Origin of the sequence: Streptomyces sp. NPDC014894, assembly GCF_043080985.1 — a bacterium.
Lineage (GTDB): Bacteria > Actinomycetota > Actinomycetes > Streptomycetales > Streptomycetaceae > Streptomyces.
The window spans coordinates 237,052-261,149 of the sequence record NZ_JBIBWD010000002.1; the positions used below are offsets into that span (position 1 = coordinate 237,052).

Annotated in this window: 19 protein-coding genes; 10 read left to right on the top strand and 9 right to left on the bottom strand. The window is 74.5% G+C overall.

Translation table 11 applies throughout. The features are described 5' to 3' along the window. The first annotated feature begins 82 nt into the window (after positions 1-82). The 3 genes from ACF089_RS05135 (at position 83) to ACF089_RS05145 (ending at position 3,833) form a co-directional block, all read left to right on the top strand. Complete coding sequence (locus ACF089_RS05135) at positions 83-1,369, top strand: PLP-dependent cysteine synthase family protein (protein ID WP_392022031.1); 1,287 nt, start codon at positions 83-85, stop codon at positions 1,367-1,369. After that, the gene (locus ACF089_RS05140; protein WP_392022034.1) at positions 1,366-2,661 is read left to right on the top strand and encodes an MFS transporter; all 1,296 of its coding nucleotides are present in this window, start codon (positions 1,366-1,368) and stop codon (positions 2,659-2,661) included. Before ACF089_RS05135 ends, ACF089_RS05140 begins: the two co-directional genes overlap by 4 nt. Positions 2,662-2,798: 137 nt before the next feature. Further along, positions 2,799-3,833 (top strand): hypothetical protein, encoded by a 1,035-nt coding sequence (locus tag ACF089_RS05145; RefSeq protein ID WP_392022037.1) that lies wholly within the window; start codon positions 2,799-2,801, stop codon positions 3,831-3,833. 109 nt (positions 3,834-3,942) lie between these two features. On the opposite strand, the gene ACF089_RS05150 is transcribed toward ACF089_RS05145, so the two are convergent. From ACF089_RS05150 to ACF089_RS05160, 3 genes are all read right to left on the bottom strand, one after another. After that, positions 3,943-5,505: a hypothetical protein gene (locus ACF089_RS05150; protein WP_392022040.1), complete on the bottom strand. Its 1,563-nt coding sequence runs from the start codon at positions 5,503-5,505 to the stop codon at positions 3,943-3,945. Positions 5,506-5,702: 197 nt separating this feature from the next. Continuing rightward, positions 5,703-6,110, bottom strand: coding sequence for a cold-shock protein (locus ACF089_RS05155; protein WP_392022043.1), 408 nt, complete (start codon positions 6,108-6,110; stop codon positions 5,703-5,705). A 190-nt stretch (positions 6,111-6,300) separates the two neighbouring features. Then, entirely contained in the window at positions 6,301-7,068 is a 768-nt protein-coding gene (locus ACF089_RS05160; protein WP_392022044.1) for a hypothetical protein, read from the bottom strand. Positions 7,069-7,867: 799 nt separating this feature from the next. Here ACF089_RS05160 and ACF089_RS05165 point away from each other — a divergent pair. The 4 genes from ACF089_RS05165 to ACF089_RS05180 all read left to right on the top strand — a co-directional run bounded on the left by ACF089_RS05165 (position 7,868) and on the right by ACF089_RS05180 (position 13,094). Beyond that, positions 7,868-8,014: a hypothetical protein gene (locus ACF089_RS05165; RefSeq protein ID WP_392022046.1), complete on the top strand. Its 147-nt coding sequence runs from the start codon at positions 7,868-7,870 to the stop codon at positions 8,012-8,014. Between the two features lie 254 nt (positions 8,015-8,268). Then, a complete protein-coding gene (locus tag ACF089_RS05170) occupies positions 8,269-8,910 on the top strand; it encodes a TetR/AcrR family transcriptional regulator (RefSeq protein ID WP_392022050.1) in 642 nt (213 codons plus the stop codon). Between the two features lie 402 nt (positions 8,911-9,312). Then, positions 9,313-11,340, top strand: coding sequence for an ABC transporter ATP-binding protein (locus tag ACF089_RS05175; protein WP_392022052.1), 2,028 nt, complete (start codon positions 9,313-9,315; stop codon positions 11,338-11,340). Next, positions 11,337-13,094, top strand: coding sequence for an ABC transporter ATP-binding protein (locus ACF089_RS05180; RefSeq protein ID WP_392022055.1), 1,758 nt, complete (start codon positions 11,337-11,339; stop codon positions 13,092-13,094). Before ACF089_RS05175 ends, ACF089_RS05180 begins: the two co-directional genes overlap by 4 nt. Positions 13,095-13,306: 212 nt before the next feature. On the opposite strand, the gene ACF089_RS05185 is transcribed toward ACF089_RS05180, so the two are convergent. Beyond that, complete coding sequence (locus ACF089_RS05185) at positions 13,307-13,549, bottom strand: DUF6411 family protein (protein ID WP_392022058.1); 243 nt, start codon at positions 13,547-13,549, stop codon at positions 13,307-13,309. A 177-nt stretch (positions 13,550-13,726) separates the two neighbouring features. On the opposite strand from ACF089_RS05185, the gene ACF089_RS05190 reads away from it, so the two are divergent. Further along, positions 13,727-14,947, top strand: coding sequence for a GDSL-type esterase/lipase family protein (locus ACF089_RS05190; RefSeq protein ID WP_392022061.1), 1,221 nt, complete (start codon positions 13,727-13,729; stop codon positions 14,945-14,947). 62 nt (positions 14,948-15,009) lie between these two features. On the opposite strand, the gene ACF089_RS05195 is transcribed toward ACF089_RS05190, so the two are convergent. Beyond that, positions 15,010-15,630, bottom strand: a complete 621-nt coding sequence (locus tag ACF089_RS05195; RefSeq protein ID WP_392022064.1) for a disulfide bond formation protein DsbA — start codon at positions 15,628-15,630, stop codon at positions 15,010-15,012. Between the two features lie 334 nt (positions 15,631-15,964). Here ACF089_RS05195 and ACF089_RS05200 point away from each other — a divergent pair, with 334 nt between their 5' ends. Further along, on the top strand, positions 15,965-17,314 hold the full coding sequence (locus ACF089_RS05200) for a diacylglycerol/lipid kinase family protein (protein WP_392022067.1): 1,350 nt from the start codon (positions 15,965-15,967) through the stop codon (positions 17,312-17,314). A gap of 104 nt (positions 17,315-17,418) precedes the next feature. On the opposite strand, the gene ACF089_RS05205 is transcribed toward ACF089_RS05200, so the two are convergent. The 4 genes from ACF089_RS05205 to ACF089_RS05220 form a co-directional block, all read right to left on the bottom strand. Further along, a complete protein-coding gene (locus ACF089_RS05205; protein ID WP_392022070.1) occupies positions 17,419-19,527 on the bottom strand; it encodes an MMPL family transporter in 2,109 nt (702 codons plus the stop codon). Positions 19,528-19,844: 317 nt separating this feature from the next. Next, entirely contained in the window at positions 19,845-21,101 is a 1,257-nt protein-coding gene (locus tag ACF089_RS05210) for an NAD(P)/FAD-dependent oxidoreductase (RefSeq protein ID WP_392022073.1), read from the bottom strand. Between the two features lie 362 nt (positions 21,102-21,463). Next, positions 21,464-21,859 carry a MerR family transcriptional regulator gene (locus ACF089_RS05215; protein ID WP_392023365.1) on the bottom strand — a complete coding sequence of 132 codons (396 nt, stop codon included), beginning with the start codon at positions 21,857-21,859 and terminating at the stop codon, positions 21,464-21,466. A 136-nt stretch (positions 21,860-21,995) separates the two neighbouring features. Continuing rightward, on the bottom strand, positions 21,996-23,021 hold the full coding sequence (locus ACF089_RS05220; RefSeq protein ID WP_392022075.1) for an MDR family NADP-dependent oxidoreductase: 1,026 nt from the start codon (positions 23,019-23,021) through the stop codon (positions 21,996-21,998). Between the two features lie 319 nt (positions 23,022-23,340). Between ACF089_RS05220 and ACF089_RS05225 the strand changes: the two genes are divergently transcribed. Next, positions 23,341-23,946, top strand: coding sequence for a phospholipase A2 (locus ACF089_RS05225; RefSeq protein WP_392022078.1), 606 nt, complete (start codon positions 23,341-23,343; stop codon positions 23,944-23,946). The last annotated feature ends 152 nt before the right edge of the window (positions 23,947-24,098 follow it).

Consider the following 24,098-nt stretch of genomic DNA (forward strand, 5'->3'; position numbering starts at 1 on the left):
GGGCCCGGGACATCCCTGCCCCTGATCACGGCATACGACGCGAGCGAGTACCCGACGCGCATCACCGAACGAGAGCGAAACCATGCATTCCTCGATCACCGACATGACTCCTCCCGCCGGATCCGCCCTGTCCGGGCTGGTCGGCAACACCCCGCTGCTGCGGATCTCCGAGCCCCTCGCCCCGGCCGGGCGAGGCTTCTGGGCCAAGCTGGAGGGCTTCAACCCCGGTGGCATCAAGGACCGTCCCGGACTGCACATGGTCGAACGCGCCCGGGCGCGCGGCGAGCTGAAGCCCGGAGCCAGGATCATCGAGTCCACCAGCGGCACCCTCGGCCTGGGCCTCGCCCTCGCCGGAATGGTCCACGGCCACCCGGTCACCCTGGTCACCGACCCGGGGCTGGAGAACTCCATGACCCGGCTGCTGACCGCCTACGGAGCCCGGGTCAACGTCGTCTCCGAACCGCACCCCACCGGCGGCTGGCAGCAGGCCCGCCGCGACCGCGTCACCCGGCTCATGGAACAGCACCCGGACTCCTGGTGCCCCGACCAGTACAACAACCCCGACAACATCAGCGCCTACACGCCTCTGGCGCTCGAACTCGCCGCCGAAATGGGTCACATCGACGTGCTCGTGTGCAGCGTCGGCACCGGGGGACACTCCGCCGGGATCTCCCGCGTGCTCAGCAAGCTCTACCCCGATCTGACCCTGGTGGGTGTGGACACCATCGGCTCCACCATCTTCGGCCAGCCCGCCCGCACCCGGCTGATGCGCGGACTCGGCTCCAGTATCCACCCCCGCAACGTCGCCTACGACAGCTTCTCCGAAGTCCACTGGGTCGCCCCCGCCGAGGCCGTGTGGGCCTGCCGCCGACTCGCGGCCTCCCACTACGCCACCGGCGGATGGAGCGTCGGCGCGGTCGCCCTCGTGGCCGGCTGGCTGGCCCGCGCCCTGCCCAGGGAGACCCGGATCGCCGCCGTCTTCCCCGACGGACCGCAGCGCTACCTCGGCACGGTCTACGACGACGACTACTGCGCGGCCCACGGCCTCCTCGACTCGCCCCCGGCCCCGGAACCCGAGGTGATCGGCCGTCTCGACGAGAAGGAGGTCACCCGCTGGACCAGGTGCGCCGCCGTACGCGATCCGCTCGCGCTCCCGGCCCGGGCCGCGCGCTCCGAAGCGGCGGACGCGACCGGAGACCCCACCGCGGACCCGACCGCGGACCCGACCGCCGACCCCGAGTCCGTACCCGCCGCGTCCGAATCCGTAGACGAGCCCGAATCCGTAGACGCCGAGTCCGAGTCCGCGCCCGCGCCCGCCGGGGACGCGAGCGACGCGTCCGCGACCGCTGCCGAGGGCCGGACCCGGTGAAGGGCGTCATCGCACAGGTCCGCACCTACGACCGGAGCGTCCGGCTGCTGATGGTGAATCAGTTCACCATCAATCTGGGCTTCTACATGCTCATGCCCTATCTGGCCACCCACCTCGCCGGTCCGCTCGGACTCGCCGGCTGGCTGGTCGGACTGATCCTCGGGGTGCGCAACTTCAGTCAGCAGGGGATGTTCCTGGTCGGCGGAACACTGGCCGACCGCTACGGCTACAAGCCGATGATCATCGCCGGAATGGCGCTGCGCGTCGTCGGCTTCGCGACCCTCGGACTGGTGGAGTCCGTACCCGCGCTGATCGCCGCCTCCGCCGCGACCGGGCTGGCCGGAGCCCTGTTCAATCCGGCCACCCGGGCCTGTCTGGCGGCGGACGCGGGGGAGCGCAGGGTCGAGGCCTTCGCCCTCTTCAACGTCTTCTACCAGGCCGGCATCCTGCTGGGCCCGCTGGTCGGGATGGTGCTGACCGGCGTCGACTTCCGCGTCACCTGTCTGACCGCCGCGGGAATCTTCGCCGTGCTGAGCCTCGTACAGATCCGGGCGCTGCCCGCCCGCCGAGGCGACGGCGGGGCCCGGGAGGACGGACCGCGCGCGAGCGTGCTCGCCCAGTGGCGCGGCATCCTGGCCAACCGGCCCTTCGTCCTCTTCTCCCTCGCCATGGTCGGCTCGTATGTGATGACCTTTCAGGTCTATCTCGCGCTCCCGCTGGAGGTACGGCGACTCGGCGGCGAGGGCCGGTTCGGCACGGCCGCGGTGGCGGTGCTCTTCGCCGTGTCGGGGCTGAGCACGATCGTCCTCCAGACGAGGGTCACCGCCTGGTGCAAGGCCCGGATGGCCCCGGGGCGCGCGCTCACCTGGGGGCTGCTGACCATGGGAGCGGCCTTCGTACCCCTGCTCGCGGCGACGGCGGCGCCGACGCCCCGCGGCGGAGCCGGGCTGTGGCTGCTGGCCGCGGGGCCGCCCGCGCTCTCCGCCCTGCTGCTCGCCCTCGGCACGATGATCGCCTACCCCTTCGAGATGGACACCATCGTCCGGCTCTCCGGGGAGCGGCTGGTGGCCACCCACTACGGGCTGTACAACACCGTCTGCGGCGTCGGGATCACTCTCGGGAACCTGCTCACCGGGGCCGCGCTGGACACGGCCCGCGCCGCCGGGATGTCCGCCCTGCCCTGGCTGGCGCTCCTCGCCCTCGGCCTCGTCTGCGCGGCGGCCCTCCACGTCCTGCACCGCACCGGACGCCTCGCGCCGCCGAGACCCGCGGCCCCGTCGGCGGCCGTCTGACCAACACCCGGCCCCGGAGGGGCGGGCGCTCCCGCCCCTCCGGACAACCCATCACGGCACCAGGGACAAGTCTGTCGTTCCGGTTCGGACCGTGGCAGGGTGCGTCATTCCATCCCCAAGATCCAGAGGCAGGGAAGATGCGCAGAAGAATGCTGCTGCGGGGCGCGGCGGCCGCCGGTCTGGCGGCCGTGGGAGGCGCGGTCACGGCCCGGCCGGCGACAGCCGCCACGAACTACCTGATCGTGACGGTCGAGCAGACCGCCAACCAGATCCAGCGCTTCAGCAACGGTACGGCGAACTGGAACGGAACGCCCGACTGGTACTGGACCGCCCCGTCCAACGCCAACACCTCCTCCTGGTACCGGCTGTCCGACGTCAAGCGCCGTCTCACCGCCAAGTGGGACGACGTGCTGGCCTGCACCTCGTCGGGGACCTCGGTCCTCGGCGGCCGCGCGGCGATGATCCGGGAGAGCGACAAGACGATCGTCTGGTCCGCGGTCGTTCCGGGGAATCCGCATTCGATAGAGCGGATAGACGGGCACGGCGCGATCGTCACCGCGTCCTCCCGGGCCCGGGTCTACGGCAACACCAACGGGGACTGGCAGAACGGCGGCGGCATCAATGTGTTCGTGCCGAGTGTGCGCGGCGGTGTGCCGCCCACCTCGTTCGCCGACAGCATCAGCGTCGGCTTCCCCGGCGCCCACGGGGTGTGGTGGGACGATGTCCACGAGCTGTTGGTGGCGATCGGCAAGGACGAACTCCGCGCCTACCGGCTGGTGCTGAACAGCGCGGGCATCATCACCGGCCTCGCGCTCGCGGCCTCGCTGGCGTTGACGGGCGTGGGCCACGACGTCCAGCCCGACTACTCCTCCGACAAGATCTTCTACACGGTGGGCGGAGACAGCGGCAACCCCGGTCGTGGCATATGGGAGACCACGCTCCTGCGCGATGCCGCGGCCGGGACATGGAGCTTCGCCCCTCCCGCCCGCGTCCACGACTGGCTGTTCACCAAGTCGTACAGCAGGCTCCCCGACGGAACGGGCTTCTGGCAGGACGCCCCGAGCGCGAACGAGTGGTGGAGCGACACGATCGGCTTCTCCGGCCGCGCCGACTCGGTCCGCAGCGGCGCGAGGTTCTACAAGGCCCGCTTCTGGTCGCACGTTCTCACCTGAGCGACGCGATCCGCGCACCAGGACGCCGCGACGGCGACACGGCGACACGGCGACACGGCGTGTCGCCGTGACGGCGTGACGGTGGGCGCGGGCCGTCGGCCGGCAGATCTCAGCGCGGCGGTCGGCACGAGGCCGGGCGGGCGTCGGCGGGCAGAAGACGGAGCTTGTCCAGGGGCGCCTTGAGCGCCTGCTTCTCCCCGGCGTCCCACAGCACCGCCGTACCGCCCGCGTCGCCGATCCGCAGGTACGGACGGTGGGGCAGCAGCTCGCCCCCGTCCACCGGGATGTCCGCGGCCTTGCCGACCGGGCGGACGCACACCCATTCGGGCTCCACCCCGAAGTAGGCCGACGGCGCGCGCCCCTTCGCCGCGGCGGCCACCGCCTCCTCGCCGGCCCGGCTCGCGGCGAGGACGCCCAGATTGAACACCCCGTGGAACAGCAGTGCCAGGCTGGCGGCGAGCAGCAGCAGATTCCCCAGCCAGCGGTCCTTCACATACAGATGCAGATGCTTCATATACCCGAGGAGGGCCGGCACCGCGAACCACAGGCTCGTGCAGGCCATGAGTTTCAGGGACGCGGCGAACTGATGCGCCCTGGGGATCTCGACGTCCTCGACATGGAGCCCCCAGGCGTCGAGATAGAAGGTGTGCAGCCCGATGCCGAGCGGCGGCAGCAGGACCACGGAGAGGGGCAGCAGCGCCGGCAGCAGCCAGGGCGCGGTGCGCTGCCAGCTCCACTGGCGGACCAGCAGCCGGATGCCGTTGAACACCACGCCGGCCACCATGGCCCAGGCGATGACGAGCGAGCCCTGGCCCGCGCCTGGTTCGGTGCGCACGATGTTCGCGCCGGCCAGGGCGGCCCCGGCGGTGATGACGAGGCTCACCGCGAGGATCTCGCGGAGCGGTTTCCCGGGAGTCACCCGCCGGGTCGACGCCGCCACCGCCCAGAACGCCGCGAGCCCCGCGAGGGCGAACCCCCACCACGCGCCGGGGCCCTGGTCGTACCGGTCGGCGATCCGGGCGCCGACCCACAGGGCGACGATCACGGCGACGAAGACCCGGGTGAGCATCCGGCTCGTCTCGCGGCGCCGCCCCAGCCCTTCGGCTCCGTCCGGTCGCGCCGTGCCCAGCGAGCCTCGGGCCGCGGTGCCGGGCGGGGGCGCGGAGGTGTGCGGCAGCGGACGCGCGGCGAGCCGCCCGGCGTCGGCGGCGGAGGACGCGGAGAGCAGCCGGCCGGTGTCCCGGGCGCCGAGCCTCTCGGCGCGCCACAGGGACCAGCTCCTCGCCCAGCGCTCGGTCCGGGACAGGTCCGCGTCCGCGTCGCCGGAAACCGCGCCGGGCCGGGTGTAGGCGAACCAGCGGGGAAGGTCGACCGGATCCCGGTCGACGAGGTCCACGACGAGGACGTTGAGGTCCAGCAGCAGGGCGTCGGCGAGGACCTCGACGCGTTCGCGAGCTCCCCTGACCGCGTTGAGGGGGCTGCCCGGGAAACGTATCTCCACGGTGTACTCGCACCGGCCGTCGGCGATCCCGTCAGCGGTACGGCCGTGCTCTTCGAGGATGGCCCAGCCCGCTTCCGCGAGCGCGCCCTCGAACAGCTCGTACTCGATCCGCGTCCCCCGCAGTTCGATCACCGCGACGGCGCGCTGGTCGAATCCCGATGTCCTGGGCATATGACGTACCGTCCCCCGGTCGCTGTTCCCCGCGTCTCATCCGGTGGACATGGTGCCCGACGCCGAGGCTTGTGCGACGACCGGGACGGGGCCTCGCGGGAGTGCCTCGCGCGGCGGGCGCGGGCGACCCCGGCGCGCACGGGCGTGCGCGCCGGAGTGCCGTGGCGAGCGCCGGAGCGCTCGGCCCGTACGGGGTCTCAGCCCTCGCACCAGCCGTGGTTCTTGCCGAACTGCACCAGCCCGCGGCGGGCCTGGAGAATCTGCTCACCCGTGAGCGAGGGAGCGGAGGACAGCAGGACCTCCGTGACCTCCTGGAGGTACTCGTCGGCGGTCAGCACGTCGCACAGCGAGTCGTCGCCGTCCGCGTGCCTGACCGTCACGGGGGAGGGCGGCACCACAGCCCCCTCGGCCAGCCGTACGCCCGAGGCCTTGAGACCCCGGTCGCCCTCCTCGACCTCGAACTCGACGGCGACCCCGGGACGCAACTGCTGCTCGGGGATCCGCACATCGTTGACGTGCAGGAAGACATCCTCCCCACCGTGTTCGGGAGCGATGAACCCATAACCACGCACAGCGTCGAACCGCACTACACGACCAGCGACCATGCTTCCAACCCCCAGAAGAACAACCGGGCCCATTGCCCGGACCAGAACCCAAGCACGAAACACTACGCCAGGGACCCGCCCGGCCGACACCCGCCCGCCCGTAGCCGTGTCCGCCACCCGTCTTCCAGCCGGCCCCGGACCACGTCCGCGCTGCTCACAGCCCGTACCCGTGCCCGTGCCCGTACGTCCGTCACGCCGTCCGTCGTGAACCCGCCGAACACCGGGCGGGCGGCGGCCGGCGCGGCCGGTCGAACTCCTCCGCCCGTTCGGTGAGCCGTTGCGCCAGGTCCTCGTGGCGTACGCGATAGGCGCGGCCGGTCTGGCGCAGGATCTGGCGCTCGTGGAGGACGTCGAGGAAGGTCCCGACCCGCCAGGGCAGCCGCCCGCGCAGCGCGAGCCAGGTCTGGGCGACGAGGGTGGGGACGCTCGCCGTGCAGTACGCCGCCAGGATCAGCCCGACGGCCAGTCCGAAGAGCGTGCCGTGGTGGACGCGCAGCGGCACGGCGGGCCGGTCGTCCCGGCGCACCAGCTCGACGCCGAAGCCGAGATCGATCACGGCCATCACGGCCGTGCACAGCAGACACACCCCGAGGACGCAGCCGAGGAAGACCCGCCGGTCGTTGCGGAGCGAGCCGCGGGCGTATCCGGCGCGGCCCAGCGGTTCGTCCTGGCGGAACCAGAACAGCAGCCCCGCGACCGTGCCGACGGGCACGCCCAGCGCCAGGCCGAAGCCCTGGACGAGCACCGATCCGTACCGGGGCGAGAACTGGAGCACCAGGGTCGCTCCGGCCCCCGCCCCGATGGCGAGGGCGGGCAGTATGCCGCGCAGCAGGGCGGCGGGCAGGATCCTGAGGCTGGTCCCCGCGGCGAAGTTCACGCCCGTGGGCTTCAGCGGCTCGGAGAACGGCGCGGCCAGCACCCGGCAGCCGACGGTCGCGAGACCGACGCCGGTGAGCATGGACAGAAAGACGTTGAGGCCGCCGCCGCCCTCCGGCAGCTCCGCCCCCAGCAGCAGCGGCAGATGTGGTCTTGCCGGAGCCCGGCCCTCCCACCACGACCGCGCGCAGCCGCCGTGGCGCGCTCCGGGCGGCGCGGTAGTAGAAGGCCCCCAGCTCCTCGCCGCTCAGACCGGCGGGCACGGGGCCGCCGGCCCTGGTCCGCAGCGGGTCGACCTGGGTGTCCCCGCTGGTCAGCCGGAGCGCCAGCAGGGTGGCGGAGTCCAGATGGCGAAGCTTCGCCTCACGGCTCCAGATCCGCAGGGCGGTCCCGGTCCGCTCCTTGGCCAGAGCCTCGGCGAGCGAGAGCGTCGGCGGGGCCCCCGGGAGGACTCCCGGCAGGGCGAGATAGGCGAGGAGCAGCGCACAGACCGTCAGGGCCGCCTCCCACCCCGCCAGGACGAGCACCGGGAGCGCCGCGGCCGCCGGAAGGACGAGCTTGGCCCATTGCGCGTTCTTCTCCCACCACCGGGAGAACTTCCCCTGGGACACGGCGTATCCCCCCAATACGCACACAGGAGTCGGATCACCCTGAGAGCCACATGATGAGCAAGAAAGCGCTCTCCCGGCAAGTAGGCGGAAAAGGTGATATATGGAGCCCCGTCTTCCGTGACCTGGCGCATGCTCCGGCCCTCCGCCGCCGGGGCACCGTCGTCCGCATGGCGGACCCGGGTGGGAACGGCGGCGGCGCTCACCGTAGGCTCGGTAGCCGCTTCCGGCCGACGGGGGCGTAACACCATCCAGGGAAGAGGCGGATCGACCGTGCAGGAAGCGCCGATCTACGACCGGCTCGTCGCGGAACTCGGGGACGTCCCCACGGAGGTCCGTCATGTGGCCGAGCGCACGCTGCGCGATCTCGACCAGGTCATACGTCCGACGAAGTTCCCGCCCGGGGGGCTCCCGGCCTAGGCCGTTTCCTTCGGATCCTGCCGGGCTCGTGTGCCCTGCCCCCTGGCGGCGGGGGAGCCGTCGCTTCGGCTCGGTGCTCCGTCGCGCGGTGCGCGTCGCCGGGGCCCTTTTCCCGTTACGTCCTGAACTGCTCCGGTCCGTGGGGCGGCGCGGCGGACGCCCGCGGCTCCCGGGACCTCGCGGAGGGCGGGCCCGGGCCTGCGAGTCCGGACCTCGGGGCCGACGCGCGGTCGCGGGCTGTGGACAATGGCGGTATGCCAGCGCACTCGTCCCGTGTCCGACGCACCGCGTCCCTCTCCGCCGACGCGGTGGTCGCCGCCGCGATGAGAATCGTGCGCGCCGAGGGGCTGGTGGCGGTGAGCATGCGGCGGCTGGCCGAGGAGTGCGGCGTCTCGCCGATGGCCCTCTACCGGCATGTGGCGGACCGTGAGGACCTGTTGGTCCGGATGCTGGACGTCGTGGCGGACGGCGTCCGGCCGCCGACCGGGGCGGGGACGCCCCGGGAGCGGCTGACCGCCGTCATGCACGCGATGTACGACGCCTTCCGCCGCGATCCCTGGGTCGTCCAGGTCCTGGCGACGGAGGGGCTGACGAGCACGCGGGTCCTGCCGGTGATGGAGGCCGTGTTCGCGGCGTTCGCCGAGGCCGGGGTCGACCGCGCGCGAGCCCGGGACTCGTACGCCATGCTCTTCAGCTTCGTCTTCGGCGAGGTGCTGATCTCCCACTCCGACCACTCGGACACCCAGGCCCGGCGCACGATGCGCGAGGTCGACCCGGAGCGGTATCCGCATCTGTGCGCGGCGATGGCGTCGGCCAGTCCGCCGGGCAGCCGCGACCGCGAGCGGTTCACGGTCAATCTGGAACGGCTCCTCGACGGCGTCCTCGGCTCGGGCTGACCGAGGACCGACAGCGTGACCGAGGGCCGGCGCCGCCGCACACGCGGACTCGCCGCGACGACCGCCCGCCCGGGGCCGCGACGGCTCGCGAGAGGCCCTGCCCCGAGCCTGCTCCCTCCCCTCTTCCGCCGGTAGGCCGCCGCCCCGCCCGAGAACGCCGTCGGTGCCGACGGCACCCCTGGACGACCGCGCCCGTCCGTCGCTCCCGCCGCCCCGTAGCGCCCCCCGGCGGCCCGCCGACGCCCCCGCCCGCCCGCTCGGCCCGGGCGGCCGGCCGGACCGCCCTCGCGCGCGCCGCACGGAATCCGTGGGACAACTTCGGTCCTCAGCCCTTGACACAGCCAATCCAGTAAGGGCAGCCTAACTTTTGTATACACCGTATACGTACCACGCGGAGGCGGCATGTTCCCCATCACAGACGATCAGCCACAGCGGAACGGCCACCGGCCGCCCGAATCCGGCCCCCCGCCCGAGCCCCCGCCCCCGCCCGAGCCCCCGCCCCCGCCCGAGCCCCCGCCCCCGCCCGAGCGCGAGCCCGAGCCCGAGCGCAGGCTCAAGCCCGAGCCCGAGCCCGACCCCGAGCGCAAGCTCAAGCCCGAGCCCGAGCCCGCCGCCGAAGCAGCGCCGCCCCCCGGTCCGCCCGGCGTCGGTCTCGGCGAACTGCTCGCGCCGGTACGGGCCCGCCTCGTCCTCGCCGTGGTCCTCCAGGCCTTCGCGGCCCTCGCCTCCGTGGTCCCCTTCATCGCCGTCGCCGAGCTGGGCCGGGTGCTCCTCGACACCGGCCCCGGCGGGATCGACCGCGACCGCGCCTGGCTGGTCGCGGGCGTCGGCGCGGCCGCCATGCTCGTCGGACTCGTGCTCACCCTCGCCGCCGGGGCGCTCGCCCATCTCGCGGACAACGACCTCAGCCTCGCGCTGCGCCGGCGGCTGGCCGCCCATCTGGGCCGGGTCCCGCTGGGCTGGTTCACCGAGCGGAACTCCGGTCTGGTCCGCAAGTCCGTCCACGACGACGTGTCCGCGATGCACCATCTCGTCGGACACACCATCACCGACGTCACCCGTGCGACCGTCGTGCCGGTCGCCTCGCTCGCGTACCTCTTCGCCGCCGACTGGCGGCTGACCCTCGTCACCCTCGTACCGATCGTCACCGGGCTGTTCCTCTACGGCCGGATGACGGGCAGCGAGTCCGCGCGGGCCGCCTACGCCGAGTACGACCGGGCCCTCGCCCGGGTGGGATCGGCGTCGGTGGAGTTCGCCCAGGGGATCGCCGTCGTCAAGACCTTCGGCCGCGGACGGAAGGCGCACCGCCGCTTCATCGAGGCCACCGACGACCTCTCCTCCTTCTTCCTGACCTGGGTGCGCGGCCACTTCCGTATCGGCGCCACCGTCGAACTGATCCTCTCCCCGGTCTTCCTGCTGCTCTGGATCCTCGGCCTCGGCGCCCTGTTCGTCTCCCGGGACTGGGTGAGCGCGGTGGATCTGCTGCCCTTCGCCCTCCTCGGACTCGGACTCACCGGACCGGTGCTCGGCCTCGGCTACTCCTTCGAGGACATCCGCAAGGCCCGCAAGGCGGCGGACCGCGTCGGCGAGATCCTCGCCACCGAGCCGCTGCCCGACCCCGACCCGGACCGGCGCGCCGAACCCGAGGGCACGGAGGTCGAGTTCGACCGGGTCTCCTTCGGCTACGACACGCGCTCCCTCGCCCTCGACGGGATCTCCCTCACCCTCCGCCCCGGGACCGTGACCGCCCTGGTCGGACCGTCCGGCTCCGGAAAGACCACACTGGCCCGGCTGCTGCCCCGCTTCTACGACGTGACCGGCGGCGCCGTCCGCGTCGGCGGCGCCGATCTGCGCGACCTGCCCGCCGAACACCTCTACCGGCTCGTCTCCTTCGTCTTCCAGGACGTCCAGCTGCTGCGCGCCTCGGTACGGGAGAACATCGCCCTCGCCCGGCCGGACGCCCCGGACACGGAGGTGCGGGCCGCGGCCCGGGCCGCCGGGATCCACGACCGGATCCTCGAACTGCCCGGCGGCTACGACTCCGTCGTCGGCGAGGAGGCGCGCCTCTCCGGCGGCGAGGCGCAGCGGCTGTCCATCGCCCGCGCGCTGCTCGCCGACACCCCCGTGCTCGTCCTGGACGAGGCCACCGCCTTCGCCGACCCGGAGTCCGAGGCCGCCATCCAGGACGCCCTCTCCCGGCTGGTGACCGGACGCACCCTCCTCGTCATCGCCCACCGGCTCTCCACCATCGCGGGCGCGGACCAGATCGCCGTCCTCGAACAGGGCCGGATCGCCGAACTCGGCACCCACGACGAGCTGCTGGCCCGAGGCGGCCGCTACGCCCGCTCGTGGGCGATCGACGAACGCTCGCGCGGGCGGACCTCCGCCCCCGCCCGCTCCACCGCACTCGGCACGGAGGCCGCCCGGTGATCCGCAGACTCCTGACCGTCGTCGATCCCGACAGCGCGGCCCAGCTGCGCCGGATGCTGGTGGGGCTGGTGCTCTGCGCCGTCCTCCAGGGTCTCGCCTTCGTCCTCCTCGTCCCCCTGCTGCGCGAACTCCTCAGCGACGGCGGCCTCTCGGGCGCGCTGCCCTGGTTCGGCGCCCTCGCCGCGGTCGCGGCGGGATACGCGGTGGTCTACTGGGACAGCACCCTCTGCGGCTACCGCGCGGGCGCCGGGCTGGCCCGCACGCTGTACCACCGGCTCGGCGACCATGTGGCGTCCCTGCCGCTCGGCTGGTTCACGGCCGAGCGCACCGGGCGGCTCACCCAGCTCACCGCCAAGGGCGTCATCGATGTGATGGGGGTGCCGGCCCATCTGCTGAGGCCGATCGTCACCGCCTTCGTCACCCCGCTGGTCGTCGTCGCGCTGATGTTCCTGTTCGACTGGCGGCTCGCGCTGGCCGCGCTGGCCGGGCTGCCCCTCGCGGCGCTCGCCCACCGGGTGACCGGCAGGGTGGTGGCGCGCAACGACCACGCCCATGACGCGGCGTCCGCCGAGGCGGGCGGCCGGGTGATCGAGTTCGCGCGGGCGCAGCCGGTGCTGCGGGCGTTCCGCCGTACGGTCCACGGATATCAGGCCCTCGACGACGCCCTCGTCGCCCAGCGGGCCACCGGGCGGAGGCTGCTGCTGACGGCGGTCCCCGGGTTCGCCGCCTTCGTGGTCTCCGTCCAGCTGGCCTTCACGGTCGTGCTGCTGGCCGGCACGGTCCTGGCGCTCGGCGGGTCGGTCGGCGCGCCTGAGCTGATCGCCCTGCTGGTGCTGGCCGCCCGTTTCGTGGAACCGCTCATCGTCGCGGCGGACCTGGCCGCCGCGGTGCGGATCGCGGACAACGCGCTCAGCCGTGTCGAGGCCGTGCTGGCGACCGAGCCGCTGCCGGAACCCGACTCTCCGGTCGAGCCCGCGGACCCGGACGACACCTCCGTCGAGCTGGACGGCGTCGCCTTCGGCTACGACCCCGCCAGGCCCGTGCTCGACGGCGTCTCCCTGCGGGTGCCGTCCCGCACCATGACCGCCCTGGTCGGCCCCTCCGGCTCCGGCAAGACCACCGTCACCCGTCTGGTGGCGAGGTTCTTCGACACCGACGCGGGCCGGGTGCTCGTCGGCGGCACGGACGTACGCGAACTGGGCACCGAGGCGCTGATGTCCCGGATCTCGCTGGTCTTCCAGGACGTCTATCTCTTCGACGCCACCATCGCGGAGAACATCCGGCTCGCCCGGCCGGACGCCACGGAGGAGGAGTTTTGCCGGGCGGCCCGGCTGGCCGGGGTGGACGAGATCGCGGCGCGGCTGCCCGACGGCTGGGACAGCAGGGTCGGCGAGGGCGGCACGACGCTGTCGGGCGGGGAGCGCCAGCGGGTCTCCATCGCCCGCGCGCTGCTCAAGGACGCGCCGATCGTTCTGCTCGACGAGGCGACCGCGGCCCTCGACCCGGAGAACGAGAAGATCGTCCAGGACGCCCTCGCGGCCCTCGCCGGGGACCGCACCCTGCTGGTGATCGCCCACCGGCTGCAGACGATCGCCTCCGCGGACCGGATCGCGGTCCTGGAGGACGGCGCGATCGCCGAGCTGGGCACCCACGACGAACTCCTCGCGCGGGGAGGCCGGTACGCGCGCTTCTGGGCGGAGCGCTCCCGCGCGGGCGGCTGGCGGCTCGCCGCCGCGTCCGCCGCGACGGACTGACCGGGGCGGGGGAGGGGCCCGGCGGCGCGTACGCCGCCGGGCCCGCCGCCGGCCGGTACGGGATCACGGGCCGGTACGGGCCCGGCCGCCGCGTACGCCGTGGGCGCCGCCCGGCCCGGGACGCGCGAGGGCCGGAGGACTGGGAGTCCTCCGGCCCTCGCGGCGGCGTCGGCCGCGGTCCTGCGGTCTTGCGGTCCCGCTTCCGCGCTGGGTCAGAAGGGCATACGGCCACGGGCCCGGCGCCCGGCGGAGCCGCTGCGGCTCACCGCGCGGGAGCTGCTGCGGAAGGGCTTGCTGAACAGCCGGCCCAGAATGCCCGGCGCCTTCCCGCCGGCGCGGGCGCCGAGACCGAGCGAGCGCTGCGTGCCGCGTTCGGGGTGGCGGGAGAGACGGGGGACGAGAAAGGCCAGCGCGGCGAGGACCACGCATACGGCGACGATGGCGACGACAATCATGGTCCGACTCCTTTGAAGCTCGACTGGGGTGTTGACACACGGCTGCCCCGTTCCTCTCCCTGTATGCGTACGGCTCCGTCCGCGCCCATCCGCCCGCCGAGCACCGTGCGGCGACCGCCGACCGGTGACGGCGAGAAGGTGGACGTACCATGCATCGGACCCACAGGAGGTGTGACGATGAACGACCGGAGGCATGAGGACGACGACGGCCACGACGCGCCCGCCGCGCGGTGGACGGCCGTTCCCATATCCGCGGCGCTGCTGCGCGGAGCCGTGGAACTGGAGCGCACCGAGCACGGGCTGCTGCCGCACCGGCTCCCCGCCCGGGCCCGCGCCCAGTGCCCCGGCGAGGAGGCGGCGACGGCGGAGGCGCAGCCCTCCGGCGTACGGCTGGCCTTCCGCACCCGCGCCACCGCCGTCGAGCTGGAGGTGCTCCGCACCAAGAACGTCTACCGGGGCGCGCCGCCCCGCCCCGACGGGGTGTACGACCTGCTCGTCGACGGCCGGCTCGCCGGGCGGGCCAGTGCGACCGGCGGCCGCGGCCGGATCGTGGACCTGGCCACCGGGTCCACGGAGATCCGGCCCGGTCCGGTCGGCGCCGTACGGTTCTCCGGCCTTCCCGACCGGGTCAAGGACGTCGAGATCTGGCTGCCGCACAACGAGATCACCGAGCTGGTCGCGCTGCGCGCCGACGCCCCCGTCGAACCCCCGCCGGACCGGGGCCGCAGGACATGGCTGCACCACGGCAGTTCGATCAGCCACGGCTCCGACGCGGCGAGCCCCAGCACGACCTGGCCCGCGCTGGCCGCCGGCCTGGGCGGGGTGGAGCTGACCAATCTGTCGCTGAGCGGAAACGCCCTGCTCGATCCCTTCACCGCCCGCGCCCTGCGCGACACCCCCGCGGACCTGATCAGCGTCAAGATCGGCATCAATCTCGTCAACACCGATCTGATGCGGCTGCGCGCCTTCGGCCCCGCCGTGCACGGTTTTCTCGACACCGTCCGCGAGGGCCGTCCCACCGTGCCGCTCCTGGTGATCTCGCCGATCCTGTGCCCCATCCACGAGGACACCCCAGGCCCCAGCCTCCCGGACCTCGGCGACCTCGCGGCCGGCCGGCTCCGGTTCCGGGCGGCGGGCGATCCCGCGGAGCGGGCCGCCGGGAAGCTGACGCTCAACGCCGTCCGCGACGAACTGGCCCGGATCGTGGGTGAGCGGGCGGTCGACGACCCGAATCTGCACCATCTCGACGGCCGTGACCTCTACGGCGAGGCGGACCACGCCGAACTGCCGCTGCCGGACCAGCTCCACCCGGACGCCGCCGCCCACCGCCGTATCGGCGAGCGTTTCGCCGCCCTGGTCCTCGGGCCCGGCGGCGCGTTCGACGCCGGCCGCGTCTGAAGCCGCGCGACCGTGCCCAGGCGGCCAGGCGGCCAGGCGGCCCGGAGACCGTGCCCCGGGGCTCAGTCCGCCGGGTCGAACCGGGGCTCCTCGGTGCGGGTGCGCTTGATCTCGTAGAAGCCCGGCACCTCCGCCAGCAGCAGAAAGCCGTCCCACAGCCGTCCGGCCGCCTCCCCGGCGGGCGCGGGCGAGACCACCGGTCCGAAGAATCCGACCCGGCCGCCGTCCGCCCCGACGACCGACACGACCGGGGTGCCCACATCGTCGCCGGCCAGGGCGAGGGCCCGCGCGTGCGAGGCGCGGATCGCCTCGTCGTACGCGGTGGACCCGGCTGCCTCGGCCATCTCGGGCGGCAGCCCGGCGTCGGCGAGGGCCGCGCCGAGATCGCCCCAGTCGCCCCGGAGGTGGAAGCGCGCGCCCATCGCGGTGAACAGCTCGCCGAGCGCCCGCGCGCCGAACCGCTCCTCCACGGCGGCGCACACCCGCACCGGGGCCCACATGTACTCCTCCCACTCGCCCTCCGGCTGGTCCTCCCGGTGCTCGTTGAGCACCGAGAGGCTCATCACCCGCCAGCGGACGGTCACCGGCCGCACCTTGCTCACCTCCACCATCCAGCGCGAGGCGATCCAGGTGTAGGGACAGACGGGGTCGAACCAGAAGTCGACGGTCCTCTGCGCGGTCATCTCGGCGGCTCCTCGTAGATCCTGCTCCGGTATCGGATCCTGCACCGGTATCGGCCGTGCCGCGGACCGGTCCGCGCGGACCGCCGGGCGACGGCGCGGGCCCGGTCGGCCGGGCCGGTTCGGATCATGCCCCATCCGGGTGACTTCCGTCCGATCACCGCCCCTGCGGGCCGTTTTCGTGCGACGAGCCGTCGGGAGTTCGGGCCGGGCCCGCTCCGACCTCCCCGTACGCCCGGCTCCCGCCTCCCCGTACGCCCCCGCGTGCGGGGCCTGCCCCCGGCCCCTAGCCTGATCCCGGAGGGATGCGCAGATGAGGCTGCCCGGAAGGCCGGCGGTGTCCGCACGGCTCCTGGCCGTCGCGGCCCTCGGCTGCGCCGGGGCGGCCGTTCTGATCGGCGTGCCGCTGCTCGTCCTCGCCGGACCGCACGGGGTGGGTCTGCTCCTGGCGGCCCTGGCCGGTCTCGCGGCGGTCGGCGTCGGCGCGTGGTGGGTTCTCGCGCACCGCGGCCTCCTCCGGCTCCTGGGCGCGCTGCTGGCGGCCGCGGCCGTCGTCATCGTGCCGGTCCTGTTCTTCAGCAGCGGCCTGTGGGGGTACGCGCTGGCCGCGGCGGCCCTGTGGGCGGCGGGGCTGGCCTGCGCCCGGCAGGCGGTACGGCAGCGGAGCACGGCCCCCGCGCACGCGGTGGTGCGACCGCCGCCGGAACGACCGTGGATCGTCATGAACCCGCGCTCGGGAGGCGGCAAGGTCGGGGAGTTCGCCCTCGTGGAGCGGGCCCGGGCCCTGGGGTGCGAGGTCGTCGTCCTGGACGCCGATCGCCCTCAGGACGTCGCGGCCCTCGCCCGGCAGGCCCTCGCCGACGGCGCCGACCTGCTGGGGGTCGCGGGCGGGGACGGCACCCAGGCGCTCGTGGCGGGCGTCGCGAGCGCGCACGACGTGCCCTTCGCCGTGGTGCCCGCCGGCACCCTCAATCACTTCGCGATGGACCTCGGCCTCGATCTGACCGATCCCGCCCGCGCCCTCGACGCGCTCTCCGACGGCCTGGAGGTGCGGGTCGACCTCGGCGCGGTGTCCGGCCGCCCGTTCGTCAACACCGTCTCCTTCGGCGCGTACGCGGACATCGTCCAGAACCCCGCCTACCGGGACGCCAAGGCCGCGACCGTCCTGGACGTCCTGCCCGGACTGCTGTCCGGCGGCGCGGGCACCCCCTTCACCGCCGAGACCGACGGCGCCGCCGTCGAGCCCGCGCAGGCCCTCCTCGTCAGCAACAACCCGTACGCGGCGGGCGGATTCGCCGAGCTGGGCCGCCGCCCCCGTCTGGACTCGGGCCGGCTCGGCGTCCGGAGCATCCGGATCACGGGCATCGCCGACGCGGCGGACCTGGCGGTACGGGGCGAGAGGGCGATGAGCCTGTCCACCGCCACGGCCCGCGAGGTGACCGTCTCGGCCGGACCGGGGACGCTCCCCGTCGCGGTCGACGGCGAGGCCCTCCAACTGCCCACCCCGGTGATCTGCGTGATCAGGCCCCGGGCCCTGCGGGTGCGGGTGCCCCTCGCCCGGGCGACGGCCCGGCCGGCCTCCTTCCACGGACTGTGGCGGCGCGTCGTCGCCCTCGCGCTCCGGGGCGGCCCGGAGCGGGCCGCCGGGGGCGGGGGCCGGGGCCGCCGACGCCCCGGAGCGCGCTGAGAGCACTGGATCGCCGACGCACCCGGGCGCGAGGCCCCCGGACGGACCGCCGCGCCAGACCTCCGCGTACGGCCTCCGCGTACCGCTTCCGCCCCGGCGGGCGCTCAGGACGCCGCCGTGTCCCGCCCGTCGGCGCGGCTCAGCGACCCCGGCCACCAGACGGCGCGGCCGATGTCCCGGACCAGGGCCGGCACCAGCAGGGAGCGGACGACCAGGGTGTCGAGCAGCACACCGAAGGCGACGATGAACGCGATCTGGACGAGGAAGGCCAGCGGAATCACCCCGAGCGCGGCGAACGTCGCGGCCAGCACCACCCCCGCGGACGTGATCACCCCGCCGGTGGCGACGAGGCCCCGCAGCACGCCCTCGCGCACCCCGTGGCGCAGCGACTCCTCCCGGACCCGGGACATGAGGAAGATGTTGTAGTCCACCCCGAGCGCCACCAGGAAGACGAAGCCGTACAGCGGCACGGAGGGATCGGTGCCGCTGAAACCGAGCAGATTCTCGAAGACGAGCGCCGAGACGCCGAGGGTGGCGAGGAAGTTGAGCCCCACGGTGGCCACGAGCAGCACCGGCAGCAGCAGGGAGCGCAGCAGCCCCACCAGGATCACCAGGATGACGGCGAGGACGACCGGGACGATGACCGCGCGATCGCGCTCCGCGGTGATCCGGGTGTCGTACTGCTGAGCCGTGGGGCCGCCGACGAGCGCGTCCGCCCCGGGCACGGCGTGCAGGGCCGCCCGCAGCCGGACCACGGTGTCCTTCGCCGCGTCGCTGTCCGCCGCGTCCTGGAGGGTGACGTCGACGCGCACCCGGCCGTCCACGACCCGCGGCTCCGCGCCGGGGCGGCCGGACTCCGTCAGGGCCGTCGCGTCCGCCACCCCCTCGGTGGCCCGGGCCGCCGCCGTCACCCGCCCGGCCCGGTCGGCGTCCGCGATGACCACCGCCGGGCTGCCCGATCCGCCGGGGAAGTGCCGGCCGAGGGTCTTCTGGGCCGCGACGGACGGCGCGTCGTTGACGAAGATCTCGTCCAGCGGGACGCCCTTCGAGGTGAGCAGGGGCGCGAAGGCCGCGCAGGCCAGCAGACCGGCGAGCGACAGCGCCCAGACCCTGCGGGGCGCCCGGTCGACCGCGGCCGCGACCCGCGGCCACACGCCCCGGCCGCCCCGGCCGTCCGCCGCGCCCTCGGCGCGATGGGGACGCGCCGGCCAATAGGCGGCCCGACCGAGCAGCGCCAGCACGGCCGGCAGAAACGTCAGAGTGCTCAGCACGGCGCAGACGATGCCGATCGCCCCGACCGGCCCGAGCGCCCGATTGTTGGTCAGATCGCTGAGCAGCAGCGCCAGCAGCCCCAGCGCGACGGTCGCGGCGCTCGCCGTGATCGCGCCCGTGCACCGCCGCAGCGCCGCCCGTACGGCCGTGAACCGGTCGCCGTCCCCGCGCGCCAGCTCCTCGCGGTGGCGGGCCGTCAGCAGCAGCGCGTAGTCCGTGGCCGCTCCGATCACCAGGATGGAGAGGATCCCCTGGACCTGCCCGTCCACGCGCACCACGCCGTGATCGGCGAGCGCGTAGACGACCGCGCAGGCCAGGGCGAGGGCGAAGACCGAGCCGACGATGATGATCAGGGGCAGGAGCACGCTCCGGTAGACGAGCAGCAGGATCGCCAGCACGGTCGCGAGAGCCACCCCGAGCAGCAGACCGTCGATCCCCGCGAACGCGGCGGACAGATCCGCCTGCCCCGCGGCCGGCCCCGCCAGCCGGACGGTCGTGCCCGGGACGCGTTCGGCCGCCGCCTCGACGCGCTCCAGCGCGGGCGCGAGATCCTCGCCCGCCCCGGGACCGAGCGGCACGACGCTCTGGAGGGCCTTCCCGTCCTCCGAGACCATTACGGGGGAGGGCCGGCCGCCGAACCCGGGCTCGGCGGCGAGCGGCGCCAGCGCCCGGTCCGCCTCCTCCCGCAGCGCCTCGGCCGGCCCGCCGTCGTCGGCCGTCCACAGGACGATCACGGGCAGCGGCTCGTCCTTCTGGAACGCCCGCTGCGCCGCGATGACCTCGGTGGACTCGGCGCTCCGGGGCAGGAACGCGGCCTGGTCGTTGGTGGCGACCTCGCCGAGCCTGCCCGCGAAGGGGCCGAGGGCGCCGCCTATGCCCAGCCAGACGAGGAGCAGGACGACGGGGATGAGCCGGCGGGCCCGTCGCGCGGTGGTGAACATCTCTCTCCAGAGGGTGCTTGCGCCCGCTTCGGCCACTTCGGCGAAGCACGGACACGGTCCGGTGGTGCGGTCGGCCGCCCCCGTACCGGCCGAAACCTTCGGCCGGCGGCAGGTCGTCGCGGGGGAGCGAGACGTCCGACACGGGGCGTTCCGGACACGTCCCCCGAACGGATGCACCTCGAACGTGTGATTCCGCCCGCATCCGTCCGCACCTGTTCGCACCCGTCCGCACCTGCCCGCAACCGCCCGCACCCGTGATGGTGCGTTGCCCCCCGCTGCCGCCCCCGGTCGGCGAGCGGCCCCCGCTGTCGCCCCGGTCAGCGGGCGGCCCCTCCGCCGAGATCGGACAGTACCTCCCGCGCCGCCCGCGCGCCGGACGCCATCGCCCCCTGCACCGAGCCGGTGGCCCGGTGGTCGCCGCACACATGACGCCCCGGACCCTGCCGGGAGGTCCGGCTGAGCGGCTGCGGAGGCGTCATGGCGGGCAGCGCCTCCGCGACGGTCCGTACGGTCAGCAGGTCCCAGCCCCCGGCGTCGGCGTCGTACGCCTCCGCCAGCGCCTCCCGGAGCGCGGCCTCCCGGCCGGGCGCGTCCTCGCCGAGGACCGACGTCGCGACGAGGGAGTGGCCCGCCGGGGCGAGACCGGGCACGACCTCGCTCGGCACACAGGTGTTGAGGAAGCGCCGCCGGGCGTCCGTGAGCAGCGTCGGTTCGGCCAGCGGGGAGGAGACGGCCGCGTGGTAGTAGGTCGTCACGACCCGGTACGGCGGCAGCCGCAGCCCGGGCAGCAGCGCGCCCGCCGCTCCCGGCCCGGTCGCCACCACCACGGCGCGCGCGGCGATCTCACGGCCCGAGGAGAGCAGGACTCCCTCGTCGGTCAGCCGGTCCACGGGCGTCTCCAGCCGGACGGTCCCGACGGGCAGCGCGTCGGCGAGCAGGGCGGGCACCGCGCCGATGCCCCGGGCCGGCAGACAGAGCGTGCCGCGCAGCATGCTGCGCCAGACCAGATGGAAGACCCGGCTGGAGGTCTCCAGTTCGTCCTCCAGGAAGACGCCGGAGAGGAAGGGCCGGAAGAACTCCTCGACGAACCGCTCCGAGAAGCCCGCCGCCGCGAGCGCGGTCCGCGTGGTGCGCTCCTCGGCGTGTTTGAGCGTACGGACGGGCGCCAGCGCGTCACGGGCCGACAGCGCGCCGAGGGCCAGCAGATCGCGGGCCGGCGCGAGCCGCCCCGGCAGCAGGCCGGACAGCCGGCGCGGCCGCCGGGTCGGGTCGCCGAACCGGAGCCGCCCTCGTTCGGTCGCGACCAGGACGCCCGGGGTGAAGGGGCGCAGCCGCAGCTCGCGCAGGGCCAGGCGGCGGCGGACCTGTGGGTAGGAGGTGTTGAAGACCTGGAAGCCCCGGTCGACGGTGAAGCCCTCGTGGCGGTCGGAGCGCATCCGGCCGCCGACGCCGTCGGACGCCTCGACGAGCTGGACCCGGAGACCGGAGCGGAGCAGATCGTGGGCGCAGGCGAGTCCGGCGACGCCGGCTCCGACGACCACGACATCGGGTGAGTCACTGATGGTCGGGGGCATGGCAGCCGTCCCTTCTCCGAGGGGCCGGGCGGCGGGCCCGCCGTGCCGACCGGTCCCGTCCGTCCGCCTGTTCTGTCGGTCTGTCTGTCCGTCTGTCCGTACCGCTGGGTACGTCCCGCTCTTCCCGCTCTTCCCGCGATCGGCCGCCGGCGGATGCGGGGGTGCCCTTGTCATCTGCTTTCACCGGTTTCACCGGTTTCGCCGGAAGCCTAGGCTCCGGCGGGCGCGCTGTCCCGGAGCCGCACGGTGGGGCCCGGTCGGGTCGCCCCGACCGGGCGGCGCTTCGGCACGCGTTCCCGCAGGGCGCGGGAGGTCCGGCCGGCACGTTTTACGGGGGAGAGGGGCGGGAGGTCCGGCGGGGATCAGCCCTCGGTGAGAGCGGGGTCGCCGAGGGAGCGGTCTCCGAGGGCGCGGTCGGCGAGCCTGTCGCGGAGTTCGGTGAGCCGGGCGATCTCGGCGTCGAGGGCGGCGAGTCGGCGCACGGCGACCCCGGGGGAGTCCTCCCGCGCGCGGGCACAGGGGAGCGACGGATTCTCCGCCAGGAGCCGAAGGCGGTCGCCGCAGCCGCGCAGATCCTCGACGGTGAGGCCCAGGGCGAGGAGATCACGGATCACCCGGACCCGGGCGATCGTGTCGGGGCCGTAGACCCGCTGGCCGGAGGCGGTGCGGACGGGCGGGGGCAGCAGTCCGCGCTGTTCGTAGAAGCGCAGGGCCCTGGGGGTGGTGTTCGCCGCCGCCGCCGCGTCGCCGATGCGCATCCCGGTCCCCTCTGTCCCCGTCGTCATGGGGCCAGGGTTCCACGACCGCCCGTCCACGACCACCGCTCCGCCGACCCGCTCCCGCCCCGCCGCTGATCGCCGGCGGCCGCCGGCCGAAGGGCTGACGGCTCCAGGGCTACAGCTCAACGATCACGGCTCCGAACCAGCGGCCCGCGATCACGTCCCGCAGGGCCTCGGGAGCCCTGTCGAGACCCGCGATCCGCACATGGGGGAAGCGGATGTCGCCGGCCCGCAGCCAGGCGCCGAACCGGCCGGTCCACTCCCGTTCCACCTCGGGGTGGTCCGCGCCGCTGTACCCGCGCAGGGAGATGCCCCGGACGACGACCCGGAAGGCGTCGATCTCCACGGGCGCCCTGTCGCCCGCCTGATGGGGCGACAGCTGCGCCGAGAGGGTGCCGGCGAGGGCGAACCGGGCGCCCGGCCGGGCCGCGTCCACCGCCGCGGTCAACTGCTCGCCCGCGACCAGGTCGAGCAGGACGTCGATGCCGTCGGGGGCCGCCTCGGCGAGCCGGGCGGCGAAGGACCCGGCCCCGCGCAGGACCACGGCGTCGTACCCCAGCTCGGACTTCAGCCGCTCCGCCTTGGCCGGGGAGCCCGTACTGCCGATCACCCTTCCGGCGCCGAGCAGCCGGGCGATCTGCCCCGCCACCGAACCCACCGCGCCCGCCGCGCCGGTGACGAGCACGGTGTCGCCCTCCCGGACGGGGGCGAGCCGGGTGAGCGCTCCGTACGCCACCGAGCCCAGACCGAGATGGGCGACGGGATCGGGCAGCGCGGGGTCGACAGGGGTGCAGTGGGCGGCTTCCACCAGGGCGTAGTCCCGCCAGCCGAGCATATGGACGACCTGGTCGCCGGGGCGCAGCGGGCTGTCGGCGGGCGCGGCGACGACCTCGCCGACGGCGGGGCCGAAGAGGGCGTCCCCGCTCCGCAGCCCGGGCAGCGGCGTGTCCTCGATCTCGGTCCCGAACAGCGTGCGCAGCGCGGGGAAGACCGAGAAGTACTGGTTCCGCACCAGCACCCGGCCCGCTCCCGGCGGGGTCAGCGGTGTCTCGGCGACGGTGAAGTGCTCCGGGCCCGGCAGCCCCGACGGGACGACGGCGAGCCGGACTTCGCGGGCGGCGCGGGGCACAGCGGTGGTCATACGGGGACTCCTCGGCGAGTTCGGGACGGCGGGCGCGAACCCCGCGCCCGCCGCGCGGTCCGGTGAAGCTAACCCCTGACGCGCACGTCAGGGGCAAGCCCGGTGCGCACGGCCGGAGTCCGCCGCCACGGGCTCCGGCGGCGGCCGGGCGGACCGCCCCCGGCGCGCGGGGTGGTACAGCCGGCCCGCCCTGTGGCGTCCGCGCCCGCGTCCGATCCGTTCTCTCCGGGCCTCCTCGGTGGCAGGCTCCTTCTGGGCGGCCGTGTCCGGCGGACGGGCCGTCCCGGTGACGGGACCGCGGGCGATGGAGGAGACAGTGATGTACGGCAGGAAGAGCGCCCTGGGCGCGGCACTCGTGTCCGGCGCGCTGGTCGCGACGGCGCTGGCCGGCGCGGTCGGCACGGCGGGCACGGCCGCCGCTCAGCCGGCGGGGACGGCGGGCGCGGTCTCCGTGCGACCGGCCGGCGCGGCGGAGGCCCCCGCTCGGGCGGCGGGAGCGGACCGGTCCGAGCGAGCGGCCCCCGCGGCCGGGGCGGCGGTCGGCAAGGCCGAGCTGAGGCGACGGGCCGACCGCATCATGAAGCTCACCTACCGGAAGTTCGCCAGGGCCGAGCGGGTGAAGCCCTTCAACTGGCGCGCCGACGGCTGCAGCGTGCCGATGAAGGACTTCCCGTACAAGAAGAGGTTTCGGAGCGCGTGCGACCAGCACGACTTCGGCTATCGCAACTACGGCGGCAAGGGGAAGCTGAAGCTCAGCCCCACCAGGGCGACCCGGAAGTCGATCGACGCCAAGTTCTACCGGGAGATGAAGCGGACCTGCGACGACGCGTACCGGGGCAGATCGCGCACCAAGTGCAAGCTCATCGCGGCCAATTACCACCTCGCCGTCCGCGCGGTCGGGGGCCGGGCCTTCGGCTACCGCTGACGCCGCGCCCCGGTACGCGCACGCGGTGAACGCGACCGGGCGCGCGCTGAACGCCCCGGGCCCGGGCGCGCGGTGAACACCCCCGCGCCCGGGGAGGCACGCCCGGGGCGCGTGCCTGGGGAATGCGCCCCGGGGGCATGCCCGGCAAGCGT

Bases quoted from the DNA above. Each gene is read 5' to 3' on its own strand.
- ACF089_RS05135 (WP_392022031.1), top strand. From the start codon at position 83: ATGCATTCCTCGATCACCGACATGACTCCTCCCGCCGGATCCGCCCTG.
- ACF089_RS05145 (WP_392022037.1), top strand. From the start codon at position 2,799: ATGCGCAGAAGAATGCTGCTGCGGGGCGCGGCGGCCGCCGGTCTGGCG.
- ACF089_RS05150 (WP_392022040.1), bottom strand. From the start codon at position 5,505: ATGCCCAGGACATCGGGATTCGACCAGCGCGCCGTCGCGGTGATCGAA.
- ACF089_RS05155 (WP_392022043.1), bottom strand. From the start codon at position 6,110: ATGGTCGCTGGTCGTGTAGTGCGGTTCGACGCTGTGCGTGGTTATGGG.
- ACF089_RS05160 (WP_392022044.1), bottom strand. From the start codon at position 7,068: ATGCTCACCGGCGTCGGTCTCGCGACCGTCGGCTGCCGGGTGCTGGCC.
- ACF089_RS05170 (WP_392022050.1), top strand. From the start codon at position 8,269: ATGCCAGCGCACTCGTCCCGTGTCCGACGCACCGCGTCCCTCTCCGCC.
- ACF089_RS05175 (WP_392022052.1), top strand. From the start codon at position 9,313: ATGTTCCCCATCACAGACGATCAGCCACAGCGGAACGGCCACCGGCCG.
- ACF089_RS05185 (WP_392022058.1), bottom strand. From the start codon at position 13,549: ATGATTGTCGTCGCCATCGTCGCCGTATGCGTGGTCCTCGCCGCGCTG.
- ACF089_RS05190 (WP_392022061.1), top strand. From the start codon at position 13,727: ATGAACGACCGGAGGCATGAGGACGACGACGGCCACGACGCGCCCGCC.
- ACF089_RS05195 (WP_392022064.1), bottom strand. From the start codon at position 15,630: ATGACCGCGCAGAGGACCGTCGACTTCTGGTTCGACCCCGTCTGTCCC.
- ACF089_RS05205 (WP_392022070.1), bottom strand. From the start codon at position 19,527: ATGTTCACCACCGCGCGACGGGCCCGCCGGCTCATCCCCGTCGTCCTG.
- ACF089_RS05210 (WP_392022073.1), bottom strand. From the start codon at position 21,101: ATGCCCCCGACCATCAGTGACTCACCCGATGTCGTGGTCGTCGGAGCC.
- ACF089_RS05215 (WP_392023365.1), bottom strand. From the start codon at position 21,859: ATGCGCATCGGCGACGCGGCGGCGGCGGCGAACACCACCCCCAGGGCC.
- ACF089_RS05220 (WP_392022075.1), bottom strand. From the start codon at position 23,021: ATGACCACCGCTGTGCCCCGCGCCGCCCGCGAAGTCCGGCTCGCCGTC.
- ACF089_RS05225 (WP_392022078.1), top strand. From the start codon at position 23,341: ATGTACGGCAGGAAGAGCGCCCTGGGCGCGGCACTCGTGTCCGGCGCG.